Source organism: Sphingomonas sp. (genome assembly GCF_042091075.1).
Taxonomy (GTDB): Bacteria; Pseudomonadota; Alphaproteobacteria; order Sphingomonadales; family Sphingomonadaceae; genus Sphingomonas.
Map to the genome: position 1 here is coordinate 1 of NZ_JBELIE010000056.1, position 19,066 is coordinate 19,066.

The 19,066-nt window shown below is 66.3% G+C and carries 15 protein-coding genes; 11 read left to right on the forward strand and 4 right to left on the reverse strand.

Annotated elements, in window-relative coordinates; translation table 11 throughout:
* The 4 genes from ACFDSW_RS07630 to phhA all read left to right on the forward strand — a co-directional run.
* The coding region (locus tag ACFDSW_RS07630; RefSeq protein ID WP_375249687.1) for a molybdopterin-dependent oxidoreductase at positions 1-568 on the forward strand (568 nt) is incomplete at its 5' end.
* Entirely contained in the window at positions 565-969 is a 405-nt protein-coding gene (locus tag ACFDSW_RS07635; RefSeq protein WP_375249688.1) for a cytochrome C nitrite reductase, read from the forward strand. The genes ACFDSW_RS07630 and ACFDSW_RS07635, both read left to right, overlap by 4 nt.
* An 88-nt stretch (positions 970-1,057) precedes the next feature.
* Positions 1,058-2,233 carry an acyl-CoA dehydrogenase gene (locus tag ACFDSW_RS07640; RefSeq protein ID WP_375249689.1) on the forward strand — a complete coding sequence of 392 codons (1,176 nt, stop codon included), beginning with the start codon at positions 1,058-1,060 and terminating at the stop codon, positions 2,231-2,233.
* A 145-nt stretch (positions 2,234-2,378) separates the two neighbouring features.
* Positions 2,379-3,236, forward strand: coding sequence for a phenylalanine 4-monooxygenase (gene phhA / locus ACFDSW_RS07645; protein ID WP_375249690.1), 858 nt, complete (start codon positions 2,379-2,381; stop codon positions 3,234-3,236).
* A gap of 67 nt (positions 3,237-3,303) precedes the next feature.
* On the opposite strand, the gene ACFDSW_RS07650 is transcribed toward phhA, so the two are convergent.
* Positions 3,304-5,607 carry a TonB-dependent siderophore receptor gene (locus ACFDSW_RS07650; protein ID WP_375249691.1) on the reverse strand — a complete coding sequence of 768 codons (2,304 nt, stop codon included), beginning with the start codon at positions 5,605-5,607 and terminating at the stop codon, positions 3,304-3,306.
* Between the two features lie 103 nt (positions 5,608-5,710).
* Here ACFDSW_RS07650 and ACFDSW_RS07655 point away from each other — a divergent pair, with 103 nt between their 5' ends.
* From ACFDSW_RS07655 to ACFDSW_RS07675, 5 genes are all read left to right on the forward strand, one after another.
* Positions 5,711-6,022, forward strand: a complete 312-nt coding sequence (locus ACFDSW_RS07655) for a hypothetical protein (protein WP_375249692.1) — start codon at positions 5,711-5,713, stop codon at positions 6,020-6,022.
* The gene (locus ACFDSW_RS07660; protein WP_375249693.1) at positions 6,019-7,551 is read left to right on the forward strand and encodes a PepSY domain-containing protein; all 1,533 of its coding nucleotides are present in this window, start codon (positions 6,019-6,021) and stop codon (positions 7,549-7,551) included. Before ACFDSW_RS07655 ends, ACFDSW_RS07660 begins: the two co-directional genes overlap by 4 nt.
* Positions 7,544-7,915 carry a hypothetical protein gene (locus ACFDSW_RS07665; RefSeq protein WP_375249694.1) on the forward strand — a complete coding sequence of 124 codons (372 nt, stop codon included), beginning with the start codon at positions 7,544-7,546 and terminating at the stop codon, positions 7,913-7,915. Before ACFDSW_RS07660 ends, ACFDSW_RS07665 begins: the two co-directional genes overlap by 8 nt.
* A gap of 189 nt (positions 7,916-8,104) precedes the next feature.
* On the forward strand, positions 8,105-8,797 hold the full coding sequence (locus ACFDSW_RS07670; RefSeq protein ID WP_375249695.1) for a sugar transferase: 693 nt from the start codon (positions 8,105-8,107) through the stop codon (positions 8,795-8,797).
* Between the two features lie 367 nt (positions 8,798-9,164).
* Positions 9,165-9,989, forward strand: a complete 825-nt coding sequence (locus ACFDSW_RS07675) for a hypothetical protein (RefSeq protein WP_375249696.1) — start codon at positions 9,165-9,167, stop codon at positions 9,987-9,989.
* Between the two features lie 21 nt (positions 9,990-10,010).
* On the opposite strand, the gene ACFDSW_RS07680 is transcribed toward ACFDSW_RS07675, so the two are convergent.
* Entirely contained in the window at positions 10,011-12,554 is a 2,544-nt protein-coding gene (locus tag ACFDSW_RS07680) for a TonB-dependent receptor plug domain-containing protein (RefSeq protein WP_375249697.1), read from the reverse strand.
* Between the two features lie 203 nt (positions 12,555-12,757).
* Between ACFDSW_RS07680 and ACFDSW_RS07685 the strand changes: the two genes are divergently transcribed.
* A complete protein-coding gene (locus ACFDSW_RS07685; protein WP_375249698.1) occupies positions 12,758-13,270 on the forward strand; it encodes an RNA polymerase sigma factor in 513 nt (170 codons plus the stop codon).
* Positions 13,267-14,259 carry a FecR domain-containing protein gene (locus ACFDSW_RS07690; protein ID WP_375249699.1) on the forward strand — a complete coding sequence of 331 codons (993 nt, stop codon included), beginning with the start codon at positions 13,267-13,269 and terminating at the stop codon, positions 14,257-14,259. The genes ACFDSW_RS07685 and ACFDSW_RS07690 overlap by 4 nt, the downstream gene beginning before the upstream one ends.
* Before the next feature lie 153 nt (positions 14,260-14,412).
* Here ACFDSW_RS07690 and ACFDSW_RS07695 read toward each other — a convergent pair whose 3' ends face one another.
* On the reverse strand, positions 14,413-15,870 hold the full coding sequence (locus ACFDSW_RS07695) for an amidohydrolase (RefSeq protein ID WP_375249700.1): 1,458 nt from the start codon (positions 15,868-15,870) through the stop codon (positions 14,413-14,415).
* Positions 15,871-15,912: 42 nt separating this feature from the next.
* On the reverse strand, positions 15,913-18,927 hold the full coding sequence (locus ACFDSW_RS07700; protein ID WP_375249701.1) for a TonB-dependent receptor domain-containing protein: 3,015 nt from the start codon (positions 18,925-18,927) through the stop codon (positions 15,913-15,915).
* Between the last annotated feature and the right edge of the window lie 139 nt (positions 18,928-19,066).

Below are 19,066 nucleotides of genomic sequence, written 5' to 3' on the forward strand. Positions count from 1 at the left end.
GATGAACGGCGAGGCGCTGCCGCTCCTCAACGGCTTTCCGCTGCGACTGATCGTGCCGGGCTGGTATTCGACCTATTGGATCAAGGCGCTCGACCGGATCGAGGTGCTGACCGCGCCCGATGCGGGATATTGGATGGCGAAGGCCTATCGCATCCCCACCACGCCGGGGGCGGATGTGCCGCCCGGCGCGAAGGATTTTCCCACCGTGCCGATCAACGCGATGGTGCCCCGCGCGCTGATCACCAGCCATGCCGGCGAGGCGAAGGTGGTGGCTGACGATCCCTTCTACGTGCGCGGCGTGGCGATGGGCGGCGACAAGGGCGTCGCGCGCGTCGATCTGTCAATGGACGCTGGCCGGACCTGGCATCCCGCGCGGCTGGGGCCCGATCAGGGCCGCTACGGCTTCCGCCTGTGGGAAGCGACGATCGCGGGGCTGCGTCCGGGCGGCTATCGCCTGTGGGCGCGCAGCGTGAACACCGCCGGACAGACGCAGGCGATGACGCCGGTGTGGAATCCCGGCGGCTATATGCGCAATCCTCCCGCCACGATCGCGGTGCGCGCGGCATGAACCGCAACAGGGGATCACTCGACGCCGCCGCGCAACCCGCGTCATCGCCCGCCATCCCGGGCTTCCGCCTGCGCAGCAGCATGGTAGCGGTGGTGGCGCTGGCGCTGGCGGCGTGCTCGTCCGAACCCGCCGCCCCGGCCGCCAACAGCAGCGCCGTCACGTCGATCGAACTGCCGGCGGAAACCGCATCGCTGCCCGATAGCCCGGCGGGCAATCTGCTGACCCAGCGATGCACCGCCTGCCACTCGCCCGATTTCCTGACGCGACAGCCGCCGCTGACCGTCGAGAAGTGGAAGGCCACCGTGGTCAAGATGCGCGAGGCCTATCATGCGCCGATCGCCCCGGCGGAAGACGATGCGATCGTCGCCGCGCTGCTGACGTTGCAGGCCGGCGCACGCTGACCGAGGCATACCGCCCCGTCGGTCGGGGGTGGCCGGTCGCGCGTCGATGCGGTAACGGGTCGGAACAAGCAAAAGGCATACCCAATCCATGAATCGTTTCGACTGGTCCGACCCTTTCCTGCTCGACGAGCAGCTTTCCGATGACGAGCGGATGGTGCGCGATACGGCGCGCAGCTATGCGCAGGACCGGCTCGCCCCGCGCGTGATCGAAGCCTTTGCCAACGAGCATACCGATCCCACGATCTTTCGCGAGATGGGTGCGCTGGGCCTGCTCGGGCCGACCATTCCCGAGGAATATGGCGGCGTCGGCGCGAGCTATGTCGCCTATGGCCTGGTCGCGCGGGAGGTCGAGCGGATCGACTCGGGCTATCGTTCGATGATGAGCGTTCAGTCGAGCCTGGTGATGTACCCGATCCACGCCTTCGGATCGGAGGAACAGCGCCGCACCTATCTGCCCAAACTGGCCAGCGGCGAGTTCATCGGTTGCTTCGGGCTGACCGAGCCCGATGCCGGATCGGACCCCGGCGGGATGACGACCCGCGCGCGCAAGACCGATGGCGGCTATCTCATCTCGGGCGCGAAAACTTGGATTTCGAACGCGCCGATCGCCGATGTCTTCGTGATCTGGGCGAAATCCGACGCGCATGGCGGCGCGATTCGCGGCTTTATCCTCGAAAAGGGCATGAAGGGGCTGTCCGCGCCCAAGATCGAGGGCAAGCTGTCGCTGCGTGCCTCGATCACCGGCATGGTGATGATGGACGAGGTCGAGGTGGGCGAGGATGCGCTGCTGCCGGATGTCGAGGGGCTGAAAGGCCCGTTCGGCTGCCTCAACCGCGCGCGTTACGGGATCAGCTGGGGCGCGATGGGCGCGGCGGAATTCTGTTTCCACGCCGCGCGGCAATATGGCCTCGATCGCAAGCAATTCGGCCGGCCGCTCGCCGCGACCCAGCTCTTCCAGAAGAAACTGGCGGATATGGAAACCGAGATCACGCTCGGCCTGCAGGCCAGTTTGCGGGTCGGCCGGTTGATGGACGAGCATCGCTTCGCACCCGAGATGATCTCGCTGATCAAGCGCAACAATGTCGGCAAGGCGCTCGATATCGCCCGTGTCGCGCGCGACATGCACGGCGGCAACGGCATTTCGGGCGAGTATCAGGTGATGCGTCACCTGATGAACCTCGAAACGGTCAATACCTATGAAGGTGCTCATGACGTGCACGCGCTGATCCTCGGCCGCGCGATCACCGGGATCGCCGCGTTCTGAAGCCCCCCGCCCCGCCCGCCATTCCCGCGTGAGCAGGATGGTGGGGCGGGATGGCGCTGGCGGGGCGGATGGCGCAACGACCGCCAGCGCGGCGGCGCGTGTCGTAACAGTTGCAACCATCCCTGCGATGATGCGATGATCGCGCATGGCCGATGCATCCCTTACCCGCCCCGCCGGCACCGCCGCGGACTGGACGATTCCGCAGAACTGGTCGTCGTACAGCGCCGACGATCACGCCACCTGGGACAGGTTGTTCGCCCGGCAGGCGGCGATGCTGCCCGGCCGCGTCACCCCCGAGTTTATGGATGGGCTGGACATATTGCGCCTGTCGAAGCCCGGCATTCCCGATTTCGAGGAACTGTCCGATCGACTGATGAAGGCCACCGGATGGCAGGTCGTCGCGGTCCCGGGGCTGGTGCCCGACGACGTGTTCTTCGACCATCTCGCCAATCGGCGGTTCGTGGCGGGCAATTTCATCCGCCGCCCCGATCAGCTTGATTACCTGCAGGAACCGGATGTCTTTCACGACGTCTTCGGCCACGTCCCGTTGCTCGCGAACCCGGTCTTCGCGGATTATATGCAGGCCTATGGCCGGGGCGGGCAACGCGCCGCGAGCATGGGCGCGATCGAGCGCCTGTCGCGGCTTTATTGGTACACCGTCGAATTCGGGCTGGTGCGCAGTGATGAGGGATTGCGTCTGTACGGCGCCGGAATCGTCTCGTCCTTCACCGAATCCCGCTTCGCCTTGGAGGACCCCTCACCCAATCGCCTTGGCTTCGATCTCGAACGGGTGATGCGTACCCGGTATCGGATCGACGATTTCCAGCAGAGCTATTTCGTCATCGACAGTTTCGACGATTTGCTCGACCGTACGCTCAATACCGACTTCGCGCCGCTATACGAACGCCTTACCGCCTTGCCGGAGGTGCAACCGGCGACCATTCTGCCGACCGACCATGTCATCACGCGGGGGACGCAGGCCCATGCGGTGGCGGGGGCATGACCCCCGACCACCCATCATCCCGGCGCGCGGCGGGGCGACACGCCGCGGCGCCTGCCCGAAACCTGCGCTACCAACGATAGCGCAGCGACCCGACCACCGTTCGCGACGCGCCGAAATAGCAACTGTTGTTGAAGAAGCAGCTCGCGATATGCCGCTTGTCGAACAGGTTCTGCGCGTTGACGGTCAGGCTCAACCCGTCGAGGCGCTGATCCACCGCACCGAATTCATAGCCCAGTAGCGCATCGGCCAGCACGAAGCCGGGCGAGGCGAAGCGGGTCGTCACCAGTTTGCCACTGCGGGTCACCTGCATGGTGCCGTCTGATTCGCCGACATAGCGCACGCCGCCGCCGACCGTGATTCCGCCCAGCGCGCCCGCCGCGACCTGCTTCAGGTCGTAGGAAACGAGGCTTGATGCGCTCCATTTCGGTATCCCGAGGGGACGGGTGCCCGTCACGCCGGCCAGTTGATCGCCCGTGCCCGTCGGCACATTGCCCCGCACCGTCAGCGCGTCGGTGTAGGTGCCGGCGACGGTAACGGACAAGCCCGGCGCGATATCGCCGCGACCGTCCAGCTCCACGCCCCGGACCTTCACCTCGCCCGCCTGGATTGAAAAGTTCGCATGGAGGGGATCGGGCACGGTGGCGTTGCGGCGCCGCAGGTCGAACGCGGATAGCGTGAACAATGCGCTGGTGCCACGCGGCTGATATTTGATCCCCGCCTCATATTGCCGCCCGGTGATCGGCACGAACGGCGTACCATCAAAGGTGGTGCCGGTCTGCGGCTCGAAGCTGGTCGAATAGCTGACGAACGGGGAAAGACCGAGCTTCGTTTCGTATAGCGCCCCGAGTCGCCCGGTGAATGCGGTCTGCGCCAGCCGGGTCACGCCACCGGCGACATTGGCCCGGATCTGCGTCTGATTCTGTGCCTGGGATAGTGAGGTGTACCAGTCCTGCCGCCCGCTGGCGATCAGGTTCAGCCCGCCGATCGCGATCTGATCCTGCGCATAGATGCCGACCTGATCGACCTTGCGGAAGGTGCGCGTGACCGCCGGAAAAAGCAGCAGATTGCTAGTCGGCAGGTTCTGACCATATACCGGACGATACAGGTCGAGCACCGGTATGCTGATCGCCGGGTTGGCGCTGTTGGTGCCGGTGGCGAACGCCTGGTCCCCGGTGCCGCGATTGTTCTGCCAATCGACGCCGAACAGCATCGTATGGCGCAGCGGGCCGGTGTCGAAGGTCGCCGCGAGGCGGTTGTCGATCGTGATCGTTCGGAACTGCTCGTCAGAGCCGCCGCCGCCGCGCGTGATCCGCGACAGATCGGTATTGCCCTGAGCGTCAAGATTGGTGCTGGCGTTGAACGACAGATAGATCTGTCGATAGTGCAGGTCGATATCGAGGTAACGCGCGTTCGCCGTCCAGGTCAGCGAATCGTTGAACTGGTGCCGGAACAACAGGGTGCCGGTTTTCAGCGTGCGGTCGAAGGCTTCATACGCCGGCTCCGACACGTTCAGATCGACCGGCAGCGGCCCCAGCGGGCTGGGCAGCGCCGAACCGAGGACGGGCACGCCGCTGTAGGACGCCGCCTCCGGATCGCGCTGGTAACTGAGGATCACGGTCATGCTGGTCGCATCGTCGGGAGCGAAGGTCAGCATCGGGCTCGCGTAGTAGCGCCGGTTGCGGGTCTGTTGCAGGAAACCGTCGGACTGTTCCGCGCCGGCGATGACGCGGAACAGCAGTTTGCCGTCACGATCGAGAGGCTGGTTGACGTCGATCGAGGACCGCAACAGGCTGAAATTGCCGGCCGCCAGCTCGATCCGGCCGCCCGCCTCGCGATAGGGCATCTTGCTGGTCAGATTGACCAGTCCCCCCGGCGTGGCATTGCCGTACAATACCGATGCCGGCCCCTTGATGATGTCCACCCGCTCCACCAGGTGGAAGTCGATCTGCGGACTGGCATAGACGCCCCCCAACAATCGCATCCCATCCATATAGATGCCGGGCTGGAACCCGCGAATGTACAATTGGTCGTAACGGGTCGCGACAGCGCCGCGCTGGTTCGGAGACACACCGGCGACGTAACCGAGCGCCTGATTGATCGATTGCACGTTGCGCCGCGACAACTCGCTGCCATCGATGACGGTCACCGCCTGCGGCAATGCGATCAGCGGCGTCGCCGTCTTCGATCCCGCCTCGCCGGTGCGGCGCTCACGGGCGCCGTTGACGATCACGTCGTCATTATCGCGTACCTGCGCATCTGCTCCCTCCGCGGCGGGAGCCTCATCCGCACCGGTCATCGCCCGGGCGGTGACCGGCACGATTCCGGCGAGCATCGTCGCGGCGCAAAGCGCCGTGGCGCGAGATAGGCGCATTATTTCCCCCTGTTCGACCATTTGGTCTGATATTGATAGTGACTCGCAGATGCTGCTAATGCATAGCGACTGGTGTGGGCAAGGGGATTGATGGCGAATGCTGATGCGACGACAGCCAGCGGCGATGGCGCCGCGTCATATCCGGCCGGCGGCCGTGGCGATGTCGCTCCGCTGCGTCACTGCGTTGCTGGGTGGCTATGCCGCGGCGACGGGCATCGCCACGCTTATCGCGCGGCTGCTGCCGGTCGCGCGGGTCGAGGCGACGTTATGGGGCATGACGCTGTCGGCGCTATGCTATGCGGTCCTGGCGCTGTGGTGCTTCGCGGAAGCGCGGCTGGCGCGGGTGATGGCGACGGTCTGGGGCATCGCGATCGTGACGATCGCGCTCGCCTGGGCGCTGGGGGTCCGCGCGTGAAGGGCTCGCTGCGACAGTCGATGGCGTGGATCCACGGCTGGCTCGGGCTGATCGCAGGCTGGCTATTGTTCGCGATGTTCCTGACCGGCACCGCCAGCTATTTCCGGCCGGAGATCACGCGCTGGATGCAGCCGGAGCAGCCCGCCAACCACAGCACTCCCGCCGCCGCTGCCGCCGCCGCCATCCGCTATCTCCAGCGCATCGGGCCGGACGATCAACAATGGTATATCTTCCTGCCCGATGAGCGCACCGCGGTCACGCGCGCCTTCGCGATCCCCGCGCCCAATGGCACCGCGCCCCGGAAGCGGGCGCCGGAACTCGTCCTCGACCCCGCCTCGGGCGAACCGATCACCGCGCGCGAGACCCGTGGCGGCGAACATTTCTATCGCTTCCATTTCCAGCTTCAGCTTCCCTATCCCTGGGGCCGTTGGCTGGCGAGCCTGTGCGCGATGTTCATGCTGACCGCGATCGTGTCCGGCGTGATCACCCACAAGCGCATCTTCGCCGATTTCTTCACATTGCGATGGAAAAAGGGGCAGCGCAGCTGGCTCGACGCGCACAACGTCAGCGCGGTGCTGGCGCTGCCCTATCACGCGGTGATCACCTATACCGGGCTGATGACGCTGGTGGTGATGTACATGCCCTGGCCGATCGTCACCAATTACGCGAAGCCAATCGACTTCAGCTACGAAGCCTTCGGCCTGTTGCCGGAACGTCCCGCCAGCGAGACGCGCGCGCCGCTGACCGCGATCGCGCCGCTGATGCGCGATGCCGAGCGGCGGCTGGGCGGCCCGCCAACGCGGCTGGTGGTGCAACATCCCGGCGACGGCGCGGCGACGATCGCGGTGACCCGCCACCTCAGCCGCTCGCTGGATGCGCGCGCGCCGACGATCACATATGACGGCCCCTCGGGGCGTGTCCTGTCGATCGCCGCGCCGCCCGGCCCCGCCGCCGCGACCATGGGGGTGATGCTGGGTCTGCATACCGCCGTCTTCGCCGCGCCCGCGATGCGCTGGATCCTGTTCCTGCTGGGCGGTACCGGCGCGGCGATGGTCGCCACCGGCCTGATCCTCTGGACCAGCGCGCGGCGCCGCCCCAATGTGGCGCCGTTCTTCGGGCTGCGGCTGGTCGAGCGGCTCAACATCGCCACGATCGCCGGGCTGCCGATCGCAATGGCGGCCTTTCTGCTGTCGAACCGACTGATCCCCGCGGCATGGCCGGGACGTGCCGATCTGGAAGTCGCGACCATGTTCTGGGTGTGGGGCGGTGTCGCGATCGTGCAATGGCTACGCCCCACGCCCCGCGCCTGGCGGGAGGGGTTGGCGCTCGGCGCGCTGACCTTCGCCGCCATCCCGGTCGCGGACGCGATATGGACGCCCGCACGGCTGCTCGCCGGCGACCCGCTGTTCGTCTCCTTCGATGTCGCGATGCTGCTGCTTGCCGCGCTGCTCGCCTTTGCCAGTCGCCGCGCGGGACGTCCCCGCGTGACACCCGTCCGCCGTTCGTCCCTGGAGGTCGCCCGTGCTTGAGGTCATTCTGCTGTCCACCGTCGCGATGCTGCTGCTCGCCGCGACCACCCATCGGCTTCGCCGCGACTCGGGGGTAACGGGCTGGGGGGCGATGACCGGCCTGCGCCTCGCGGCGGCCGCGCTGCTGGCGATCGCCTTTCTGCGCAGCGGTTCTGCGCTTCCCGGCGAGCGAGTCGTTCGCTTCCTGTGTGGCGTGTCGGTGGCTGCGGTGCTGACCACGCTGTCGATCTCGCTTGCGCCCGCGCTGGCGTTCTGGCCGATCCGGACCGCCCTGGCCTTCCGGTCGATCCGTACCGCTTCGTCGGCGCGCGGCGTTCGCGTCGGCGCGACCCCCTCCTCCACCCCCGTATCGCGCGCTTTGTAAGGAAAACTATTAGCCCTTCACGGAACTTTCTGGTCTGCGCGGCTTAGTTTAACGCCGCGTTTACCGATGGCCGGAGGGCGCGGTGAGTTGACCCATTTCTGGCCACCAAATCAGGCGTTGCACCTACTTTTTCCCTTAATTTTCTTAATGGAATGAGGTAATGGTGCAGCGCACAATGAAAGGGGTGTCATGGCCAGCGTAACGCCGTTCGCGTTCGAAGGAACGTTGCATGGTTCGGCCAGCGGCAGTGCCGCTTCCCCGGTGTCGGGATTTGACCTGCGCATCACGCGCGGGCTGGATATCGTCATCGCCGCCGTTGCCTTGTTGTTTTTTGCACCGTTGATGATCGCCATCGCGCTGTCGGTCTATGCCGCTGATCCGGGGCCGATTTTCTTTGCCCAGCGTCGTATCGGGCGGGGCGGACGCATGTTCCGCTGCCTCAAGTTCCGTACCATGGCCACCGACGCGGAGGCGCGGCTGCAGGAGCTGCTGCGCACCGACCCGGCGGCGCGCGCGGAATGGGATCGCGACCACAAGCTGCGCAACGATCCGCGTATCGTCGGCATCGGCAGCTTCCTGCGCAAGAGCAGCCTCGACGAACTGCCGCAGCTCTTCAACGTCCTGAAGGGCGAGATGAGCCTCGTCGGGCCACGCCCGATCGTCGAGGCGGAAGCGCGCCGTTACGGCCGCTACATCGCGCATTATTGCAGCGTCCGCCCGGGCATCACCGGGCTGTGGCAGGTCAGCGGCCGCAACGACACCACCTATCGCCGTCGCGTGGCGATGGACGTCGCTTATTCGCGCCGCCGCAATGCCGCGATGGATATCCGCATCCTGGCGGTGACGGTGCCCAGCGTGTTGCGCGCCAAGGGATCCTACTGACCCTCTCCTCGCGCGGCCCCTAACGGGCCGCGCGCACGGCGCATCCTTGTTCAAGGCGTGTTCCGCAGGCGGCCCCGCGCCGCACTGGCATGTCATGGCTGGCGTCCGCGGATTGTCAGGCAAATAACGCCCGACCTGCGCCGATAAACCCATTTCGAGTATCGCTTTGCTGTCGCGCCCGTTGGCCGCGTCGTAGAACTCCCGACCTCGCGCGCTTGCGAGGCGTTGGGAGACTTCGTTGCCAAGGTATGGGTCAAGATCGTCGTCGGCGAGCGGTGATCTGTACGTAGAGGGCGATCCAGGCACGATCAGGGACAGCATCCCGGTCTTCACGCGATTACTCGCTGAGTTATCGACCCATGTCTGCATGATCGGCGCTCGTCTGTTCGATGGGGATCTCGATCGCGCTGAAATCTTTTCCTTGTTCTTCACAACGGGCATTGCCGGCGCCGGGCGGGAGGGGGCGGTGTCGATCAATTCGGCCGCTCTGGCGCTGGGTCGACCGTTCGAAACCGTACGACGCCATGTCAACGCCCTGATCGCCCGGGGCTGGTGTGAGCGGACCGCCGATGGCGTGCGCGTCGCACCGGCAGTATGGCGCACCAAGGGAACGCAACGCGCGATGGACCTGCTGCATGACGGCCTCGTGCGGTTCCTGGCGGATGCCACGGCGGCGGGGATCCTGCGCGTGCCGCCCCTGCCCGCCGGGCGCACTTTCGAACGGATCGACGGCGTCCGCGCGGCAATAGAACTGACGCTGGCGATGGTCGGGCGCCATCGCGGCGCATTGCCCGATCTGAACGACTTCGCGGTCTTTTCCGCCGTCCTGGCCACCAATATGCGGCGCTTGGAGGCCTATCCGCAGCCGAAGGGGCCGCCCCCGCCGGGCACGCGGCCGTTCCACCCCGTCCACGCGCTGCGCGTCGCCAGCATCGCCCGCTACTTCGGCATGGCCGAAACCACCGTCCGTCGACGCGCGATGGCGATGGTCGGTCCGGGCAAGCCGCTGATCCGGGTACGGAGCGGATTGCTCATCTCGGTCGAGTGGATCGCCAGTCTGGACCTGGTCGCTCGTGGCGACCGGCGCCACGGCACGATGACGCTGATCCTCGGCCGGATCGCCGCCGCCGGCTTTCCCTTTCACGTCCCGGCGCTCGCCTATCGGATTGGCCGGCCACCGTTCGAGATGTGAGGCGCCCCCCCGCCTGATGGATCAATCGAAGCGTCGCGTGATCGACAGCGTGCCGGTCAATGGTGTCGCCGCATAGATCTGGCGCATGCCGAAGGCGCTGGAAAAGACGCGCGTCGCCGCCACGGCGTTGAAGACATTGTCGACGCCCACCCGCGTCGTCCAGCGCCCCCGGCTCCATGTCGCATAAAGGTCGGTGACGAAACGCGCCGGCGTATGTTCGCGATAGGGGTTATCGCGACCGAACGCGCTGTCGAAGCCGCTGCTCCCCGATGCGCTCAGCCCCAGCGTCACCACGCCGCCCGCCACATCGTGCCGCCAGTCGGCGCTGATCGCGTAGGACACCACCGGAACATGCGGCAGCGCGTCGCCACGCATACCCATGCCGTCACTCGGCCCGACCGGCGTATCCGCCGCCAGCCGCGCATCCAGCCATATTGTCTCCACGCTGGCGCGCCACGCCCCGATGGTCGTCCCCAGCCGCGCCTCGATGCCGTCGATATCGACGCCGGGCAGGTTGGTATTGTACGAGAATGCACCATTGGAGCTGCTGGCGAGGAACGTCGTGCCATCCCAGTCGATATGGAAAGCGCTCGCCTCCGCCGTCACCGCCCGTCCAGCGATCGCCCATTTCAAACCGAGTTCGTAATTCCAGAGATGGTCGGCGCGATAGATGCGCTCGTCCGCCGTCAGCTCCGGGGTGATATTCACGCCGCCGGGACGGAAACCCTCCGACGCGATCGCCCGCACCACCACCTTGCTGCCCGGCCGCCAATCGAGGGCGAATTTCAGGTTCCGGCCTCGCGCGGTGGTGCGGTAGCGCGCCTCCGCCGCCGAGCCGGTCCCCGTCACGATATTGGGGACCGGCACTGATCCGCCCGCGGCGCGGACATATCGATAGACACGCAAGCCGACGGTCGCGTCGAGGCCGCGCGCCACGGCATGTCCGACCTCGGCATAGACCGCCTGCTGATCGAGCCGCATGTCGAGCCGGCGCAGCCCGGTGACGTCGAGCGGCTCGATCAGCAGGCCGGACGCGGGATCGGCACGCGCGGCAATCGAATCGACCCGGTCGACGCGATGCTCGGCAAAGGCGCCGAACGTCCAGCGCCAGGCGCCATTGCCGTCGTCGCTCAGCCGCCATTCGCCGCTGGTGCTGCGTACCGCCATCGGCTGATACAGGATCGCGGGCAGCCGGCTGTCCAGATAGGCGTGATACGCCGCCCGCGTGGCATCGTCGCAACCGCCCGCACGCCATGCCACCGCGTAGCGCAGGCAGGCAGCGTCGCTATCGCGCTGCCGTTCCAGCACATTGGTGAAATCGATCTGCCGGATGACCTGCCAGTCATAGTGCGATAGCGTCGCGGTCATGCGGGTGCGCTGCCACGCCCCGCGCGCGGTTACGTTCGCGAGGCGCAGCCGCTCACTGTTGGGCACGCGCACCGGGGCATCGGTCTGCTGCCGTCCGGCGTCCAGCCGCCAGGCACCGCCATCGTCGACCCGGTTGCGTTGCGCCAGATAGGTAGCGTCGATCCGCAGGGCGTCGTCGGGCGTCCAGCCGAGCGACAGGCGCTCGCTGTTGCGCCGCGCGCTGTCGCCGTCGTGATAGCCGAGGCGGGGATTGTCGATCGAGCCGCCGATAGTGCGGCGGCCGATCACCCCGCGCAATGCCAGCCGGTCGCGAACGATCGGAACATTGGCCACCACCGCCAGCGCCGCGCCGGGTTGCCCCCCCAGGGTGGCCGATCCCTCTATCGTCACGCTACCGCTGATCGCGGTGGCATCGGCTTCCCGCAGGATCATCCGCAGCGTGCCGCCCATCGACGAGGCGCCGTACAGCGTTCCCTGCGGTCCGCGCAGCAACTCGATCCGTTCGACGTCGATCAGATCGATATCGGGTGACATCGCGGCGGGATCGAACCCCGTTCCCGACGGCGCGCTGACCGGCGTCTCGCCGATGTAGACGCCGACGGTGCTTTCGCCGGTGCCGATCACCCCGCGTACTGACAGGCGCTGCTGCAGCGGGGCGGTGCTCGTCGCGATCAGCGCCGGCAACAGTCGCGTCAGCGAGGCGCGCCCCGGTGCGCGCTGACGCTCGATAGCAGCGCCCGGCACGACCGTCAGCGCCGGGCCGGTATCGCTCAGCAGGCTGGGTCGGCGCAGCGCGGTGACGAGGATATCGGGATCGCTTCCCGTCTCGTCCGGCGTTGCCGTCCGGCGCACGATCACCAGCACGCCCGGCCCGACGCGCCGAAAGGTCAGGCCCGCGCCGCGGAGCAAGCGAACCAGCGCAGCTTCCAGCGGCATCCCGCGCACCAGCGGTTGGCCACGCCATCCGGCCACCAGGGCCGGGTCGACCAGAATCTGTTCATCGCTGTCCATGGCAAGCCGTCGCAGCACGACATCCAGCGGCCCGGCGGGCACGTCGCGCGGCAGCAGCTTGCGCGTCGACTCGGCAGCCGCCGGCCCGGCCAGCAATGCGCCCCCGAGCGCCGCCGCCAGCAAAAAGACCGCCGCTGGCGGCCGACCCGATCCCGGCGCGTTGTTCGTCCCCCGACGCACTGCCACCTGCCCTGTTCCGGCGCTTGCCCCTAGCCCGTCGACGGTTCCCCGGCGTCGTTTCCGTGATGTTGCGATATCGTTGTCAGCCGGAATGGATCCGTTCTTGACGAACTGGTTACAACATGTTCGTCTGTGCATCACAAGCATTTGGAGAGGACGCCGGGAAGCGGGGGTGGCAACCTTCCCGAGGGGGAACGAAATTGGGATTGATGGCGCGGGCCCGATCGGGCGCCTCGACGGACGGCAGTGATTCGCTGACGCCGCTGATGCCGGCGGTCCGGCGTTTCCTGATGAAGCGGGCACCGATCGACGATGTCGACGATCTGATGCAGGATGTCGCGATCCGCATGCATGTCCGCCGCGACGATGGCGAGATCGCCAATCTCCACGGCTATGTCTTTCAGGTCGCGCATAGCGTGCTGGCCGATCGCGCCCGCCGCGACACCGTTCGCCACCGGCACCGCCATGACGAGCTGGAGGATAAGCATCATCCGGTTGAGGGACGATCGCCGGAGCGCGTCTTATTGGGCAAGGAACGCTGGTCGCGGCTCGTCGCGGCGGTGGACGAATTGCCGGAACGGACCCGGCAGGCCTTCGTTCTTCACCGCTTCGAGGAGATGAGCTACGCTGCCATCGCTCGACACATGGGAATATCGGTGAGCGCGGTGGAAAAGCATATCATGAAAGCCATCCGCATTTTGGCGGCGACCATCGACGCATGACGTCCACGCCCCGGCCTGATCCGGCCGCGTCCGCCGCGGCCTGGTACGCGCGCACGCGCGCGGACGGCGTTACGGACGCCGATCGGACTCGATTGACCGACTGGATCCGCGAAGATGCCGCCCACGCAGAGGCCTGGCATCATACCGTCGAGATCGACAGCGCGCTGGACGGCATCCGCGACGATCCGACGATCGCCAGACTCCGCGCGCAAGCGTTGACGCCCCCCGCCCGCCAGGCGTGGCGGCGTTGGCCTGTCGTTGCGGCGGCCGCCGCCGTCCTTGCGACGGCGGGGCTCGGCGGAACGATCGCACTGCACTCGTCCCCCCGCCAGCCGATCGTCCCCACCACCGCGCCCGCCACAACCGATTATGCCACCGCTGCGGGCGAAACCCGGCGGCTGACCCTGCCCGACGGCACGATCCTGACGCTCGATGCGCGATCGCGGGTCGCGGTGCATCCGGCCGGGGTCGAGCGGCGCGTCGATCTGCTCGCGGGCCGGGCGGCCTTTGCCGTCGCGAAGGATGCCGCGCATCCCTTCGTCGTGACCAGCGGCGGCAGCACGGTGACCGCGCTGGGCACGCATTTCTCGGTCGACCACGGCGATGGTGCTGCGATGCAGGTCGCCTTGACAGAGGGCAAGGTGCGCGTGGAAACCCCCGCGGGCCGGCGGGTGCTGGCGCCGGGCGAACTGCTGTCGCTGACCGGCAAGGCGCTGACGGTGATGCCAAACGCCGCCGCCACGGCGGGCGCGTGGCAGAGCGGGCGGCTGACGTTCGATGCCACCCCGCTGGCCGATGTGGTAGCCGCGTTGCAACGCTACGATCACCGCCGCCTCATCATCCGTGATGATGCGCTGGGCGCGCATCCCTTCAGCGGATCGCTGCGCACCACAGGGGGCGTCGACGCGCTGATCGCCGCGCTCGAAGCCTATCGCGTCGCGCGCGTGGTACGACAGGATGCACAAACGATCGTCCTGACCGGACGATGACCGCCTCGGTCGGCGCATTCGGCAAGCGTCGCTCGAGCATCTTCCGATACGGCGCGTCGCCACCGACAACGCGACGCGCGGCCGAGCGGTGATGCCCCGCCCCTCCCCCGCGGCTCGCCGCGCGCGGGAGGGGTCGGGGCGATCACCGACGGCTCACTCCGCGCCGGTCTTGCGGTAATCCAGCGGCGGCTTCCGGTCGCCCAGCAACGCCTTATATTGGAAGTCGGCGCCCCGCTTGGCGGTGAATTCCTGCTTCGCCGCCGCGATCGTCTCGGGCGAACGGAACAGGTCGGCGGCGGTCAACGCCAGCGTCTTGGCCGCCAGTACCGCGCCCTTCACACCGATGCGGCTGCCCGCCGCGGCGACATTCTGCCAGCTATGCCCCGCCGAGCCGGGCACGAACGTCGCGGTCGACAGGCCGACGGTCGGCACCACCCAGCTGACATCCGCCACGTCGGTCGAGCCGCCCATCGCGTCGTCATACAGCGTTGCGGGCGCGATCTCGCCAACGGTTGACAGCGCAGGGGCACCGGGAGCGAACGTCGCCTGGATCTTCTGGCCGAACGCGATTTCCTCCGGCGTCCAGCTGATCGCGCCGGCGGTGTGGAGCGACTGGTCCATCACCTTCATCAATGCCGCATTGGGCAGCAGTGAATAGACACCGCCGGTCACTTCGACATCCACCTTGGTCTGCGTGCCCATCGCGGCACCGTTCGCCGCCTGCTTCACCCATTCCCACACCGACTGGACGATCTTCGGATCGACGTGGCGCACGTAATAATAGACTTCGGCTTCGTCGGGTACGACGTTGGGGGCCTTGCCGCCGTTGGTGATGACATAATGGATGCGTGTGCGGTCGGGGATATGCTCGCGCATCATGTTGATCATCGCATCCATCGCTTCGACACCGTCTAGCGCGGAACGGCCCTTGTCGGGATTGCCTGCGGCGTGCGCCGATTTGCCGTGGAAACGGAACTTGCCCGAAATATTGGCCATGCTCGGCCCCTGCGCCGCCGAATTGGCATTGCCGGGATGCCAGTGCAGCACGGTATCGACGTCGTTGAACAGCCCGTCGCGCACCATATACACCTTGCCGGAGCCGCCTTCCTCGGCCGGGGTGCCGTAGACACGGATTTCACCCTTCACATCGTTCTTCACCATCCACTGCTTGACCGCGATCGCGGCATAGCTGCTCGCGGCGCCGAACAGGTTATGACCGCAGCCATGCCCCGCCGGCGCACCCAGCGGCTGGCGCACGGGCGCGGCGGCCTGCGACAGGCCGGGCAGCGCGTCAAATTCGGCGAGCACACCGATCACTGGTCCGGCGCCATTCCTGAAGCTGGCGACGAAGGCAGTCGGCTCGCCCGCCACCCCCGCCTTCACGGTGAAGCCCGCCGCCTTCAGCCGCTGCTGCAGCAGCGCGGAGCTTTGCGTCTCCTGATAGCCGACCTCGGCATATTTCCAGATCTGCAACGCGGTGTCCGCCAGCGGCTTTTCGCCGGCGGTCACGTTCGACAGGATCTGCTCGCTGTCGGCGGGGGTGAGCGGCTCGGCCGCGACGCTCAGCGTCGTCGTGCCGAGCAGCGCGGCGGCAAGTGCGATGATCTTCATGTACGTCATTCTCCAGGATCGGCGATGTTATCGTTTGATAGTCTAGAACCGCTTCGTCGCACCGATGAAGAAATAGCGGCCGATCACATCGTAATTCTGCGGATCGTAATTCGCCTCGGTATCGCCCACCTGCGGCGGAGCGCGATTGAACAGGTTGGTCGCGCCCATACGGAACTCGGTCTTCTCATCCACTTCGAAGCGCGCGTTGAGATCGAAGACATGATAGGCGTCCACCCCGCGCGTCGTGCTGGTCGGGGTGACTACCTTGGCGGAGTTGATCATCTTGTCGATGAACCGCCACCGCAACCCGATGCTTGCCTGCCCCAGCGTATAGGTGCCGGATGTGATCGCCTTCCAGCGCGGATGGGCGGTGCCGGCGGTGGTTTCAACGCCGATCCCGATTGATCCGGCATAGTCATAGGTAGGCGCACCGGGCAGCGACTGGATCTTGAACGAATCGAGATAGCTGACCGCCGAATTGAGCGCGAAGCTGCCCGCATTCGCCCCGATCGGGAAGCGCCAGTCGAACTGGATGTCGACGCCGCGCACCTGATAGGTGCCAAGGTTGAGCAACGGCTGCAAGGGATTCACGGGCACGCCGTTGTCGGTATTGCGGGTAATCAGCGAGCAATAATAATTGTTTGTAGCGTATGTCGGGTTGTTGCCGCCCGAGTTGAAGCAGAACTGGAACGCTTGGGCGATCGACAGCGGCCCGATCGCGTCCTTGATCTTGATCGAATAGAAATCGACCGACAGCGACAGGTTTTTCAGCATGCCGCCAAACGGCGATTGCAGCACGCCGCCCGCCGAGAAGGTATCGGCGGTTTCCTCTTTCAGTTGCGGATTGCCGCCGGTCAGCGCGAACACCTGCGCGGTGCCGAGCTGATAGGTGTCGATGATCGACGTCGGAATACCTTGTGCCAGGCACAGGCTGCGCACCGCCGCCGCACTACTGCCGCGACGGTAGGACGAGCGGACGTCGCACGGATCGCCGTTGGTGGTTGTCGCACTGGCGGTGCCGATCGCGACCGAGCCGGTCGAAACCGGCGCGAACAGCTCGCCGACGCTGGGGGCGCGGATCGCGCGATTATAGCCGCCCCGCAGCCGCAGCGCATCGAACACCCGCCATGTCGCATCCGCCTTGTAGGTGTGGACGCCGCCGATCGTGTCGTATTTCGAGTAACGATAGCCGAGGTCGAGATCGAGTTGCTGGATCAGCGGCAGATCGTTCAGCACCGGCACCAGCAGTTCGGCGAATGCCTCGCCGACATTGACCGATCCGCTGGCGGCGCGCAGCACCGAATAGCCCAGGATGTCGCTGGTGCCGTTGGGCAGCGACAATTGGCTGTCGGGGGTGAAGGCATAGCCGTTGTAGCGATAGTCGCCGCCCAATGCGAAACGGACGTCGCCTGCGGGCAGCGCGAACAGGCCACCCTGGATCGTTCCCTCAACGGTGCGCTGTTTCAACTCGTTGGTGTTGAGCGTGCGACGCGAGATATAATCGATGCACGCCTGCGACGGCGTCAGATTGCCGAACGGATTGAATCCGCCCGCGCAATATTCGGTGCCCCCGGTCGGCGAATTGAGCAGCTGCGCGATCGCGCTGGCCGAGGCGCCGCCGCGCTGTTCATTGGCGTATTTGGTACGACTGGTCGATGCGTACAGATCCCATGTCCAGTCCTTGATCCCCAGCTTGCCCGACAGGCCGGCGGTGATCTGATAGACGTCATAGTCATAGCGCTGGTAGCGCGGCCCCAGAATATTGAGCGCCTTGTAGAAGGTGAACGGCGCATTCGGGGACGTGCGCGATTGCAGGATCGTGCGAAACGCCGCCGGTATATACGGATTCGTGGTCGGAACCGTCAGGCCATAGACGTTCGACGCCAGCGTCGGGTTGGTGATGCCCAGCGTGGAATATGTGGTGTAGGTCGCCTGCACGAACGCCTTGATGCTGTCGGTCACGTCATAATCGACCTTGCCGAAGATCGACCAGCGATCGAGGTCCGCCTGCAACGACGTACCGTTATAGCCGAAGTTGATCTGCTGCGAATTGGTACCCGAATTGACGATATACGCCTCGTCGGTCTGCGGATCGCGGAAGTTGTAGACCGGCACGCCGACAGTGGAAAACAACGTCTGGTCGGTGTTGAAGCCGATCTGTCCGGTATAGCGACCAGCAGTGGTGCCTGGCAGCGCGGGGGTGCCGTAGCTTCCCTGAAACACGCCGTTCACCGCCGCCAGCGTCGGGGTATTGCTGCCGAACAGCACGGTGCCCTGTGGGATCGTCGACAGACCCGGCGTCGACTGGCGGAAAGTGTAGTAATCGCGTCCGAGCTGCAACGCGCGCTCACGCTTGGTGTAATCCACCGACAGCACCGCCGAGCCGCGATCGTCGGCGAACTTCGATCCGATCGTGCCCGTCAGGCGATAGGTGTTGCCGTCGCCATGATCGCTGACGCCGGTCTGGCCGTTCAGCTCCAGCCCCTTGAAGTTGCGCTTCAGCCGGAAATTGACCACGCCCGCCGTCGCATCCGATCCGTAGGTGGTGGAGGCACCGCCGGTGATCACCTCGATATTCTCGATCAACGCCTCGGGCAGGATGTTGAGGTCGACCGAGCCGTCCGGGTTCGATGGCTGGATGCGCCGGCCGTCGAGCAGCAGCAGCGTGCGCTTCGACCCCAACCCGCGCAGCGAGGCATAGGCCTGCCCGCCGTTGAGCCCGGTCGAGGTGCTGCCGCCGTTCGCCGCGCCAAACGCGCCGCTGAACTGCGGCAATTGCGTCAGCGCGCTTTCCACGGTGACCCGGCCGGTATTCTCCAGCGTGTCCTGGGACAGCGAGACGATCGGCGAATTGGCGACATAGTCGGGCCGCGCGATGCGCGAGCCGGTGATAACGATATCCTCGCTGGGCAGCGGCGCGGCGGATCGCTCGGCCTCCTCCACCGACGCCGGCGGCGTCTCCGGAACCGCGGTCTGCGCCTCGGCCTGTGCGGCGATCAACGCGAACACACAGGTGCTGGCAGCAAGGATCGAACGGCGAGCGGGTCGCTGGTGCATGTCGTGTCTGTCCCTTTGATGGGCCGCCTCGTTCCGGGCGGCTTCGATAGGGATGACGCAAGCTTGTGAGGCCCCCTCAGGCTGAAAGGTAAAAAAAGTGCCCGATGGAGGCGTGCGGCGTAGAATACTTACGCCGCAC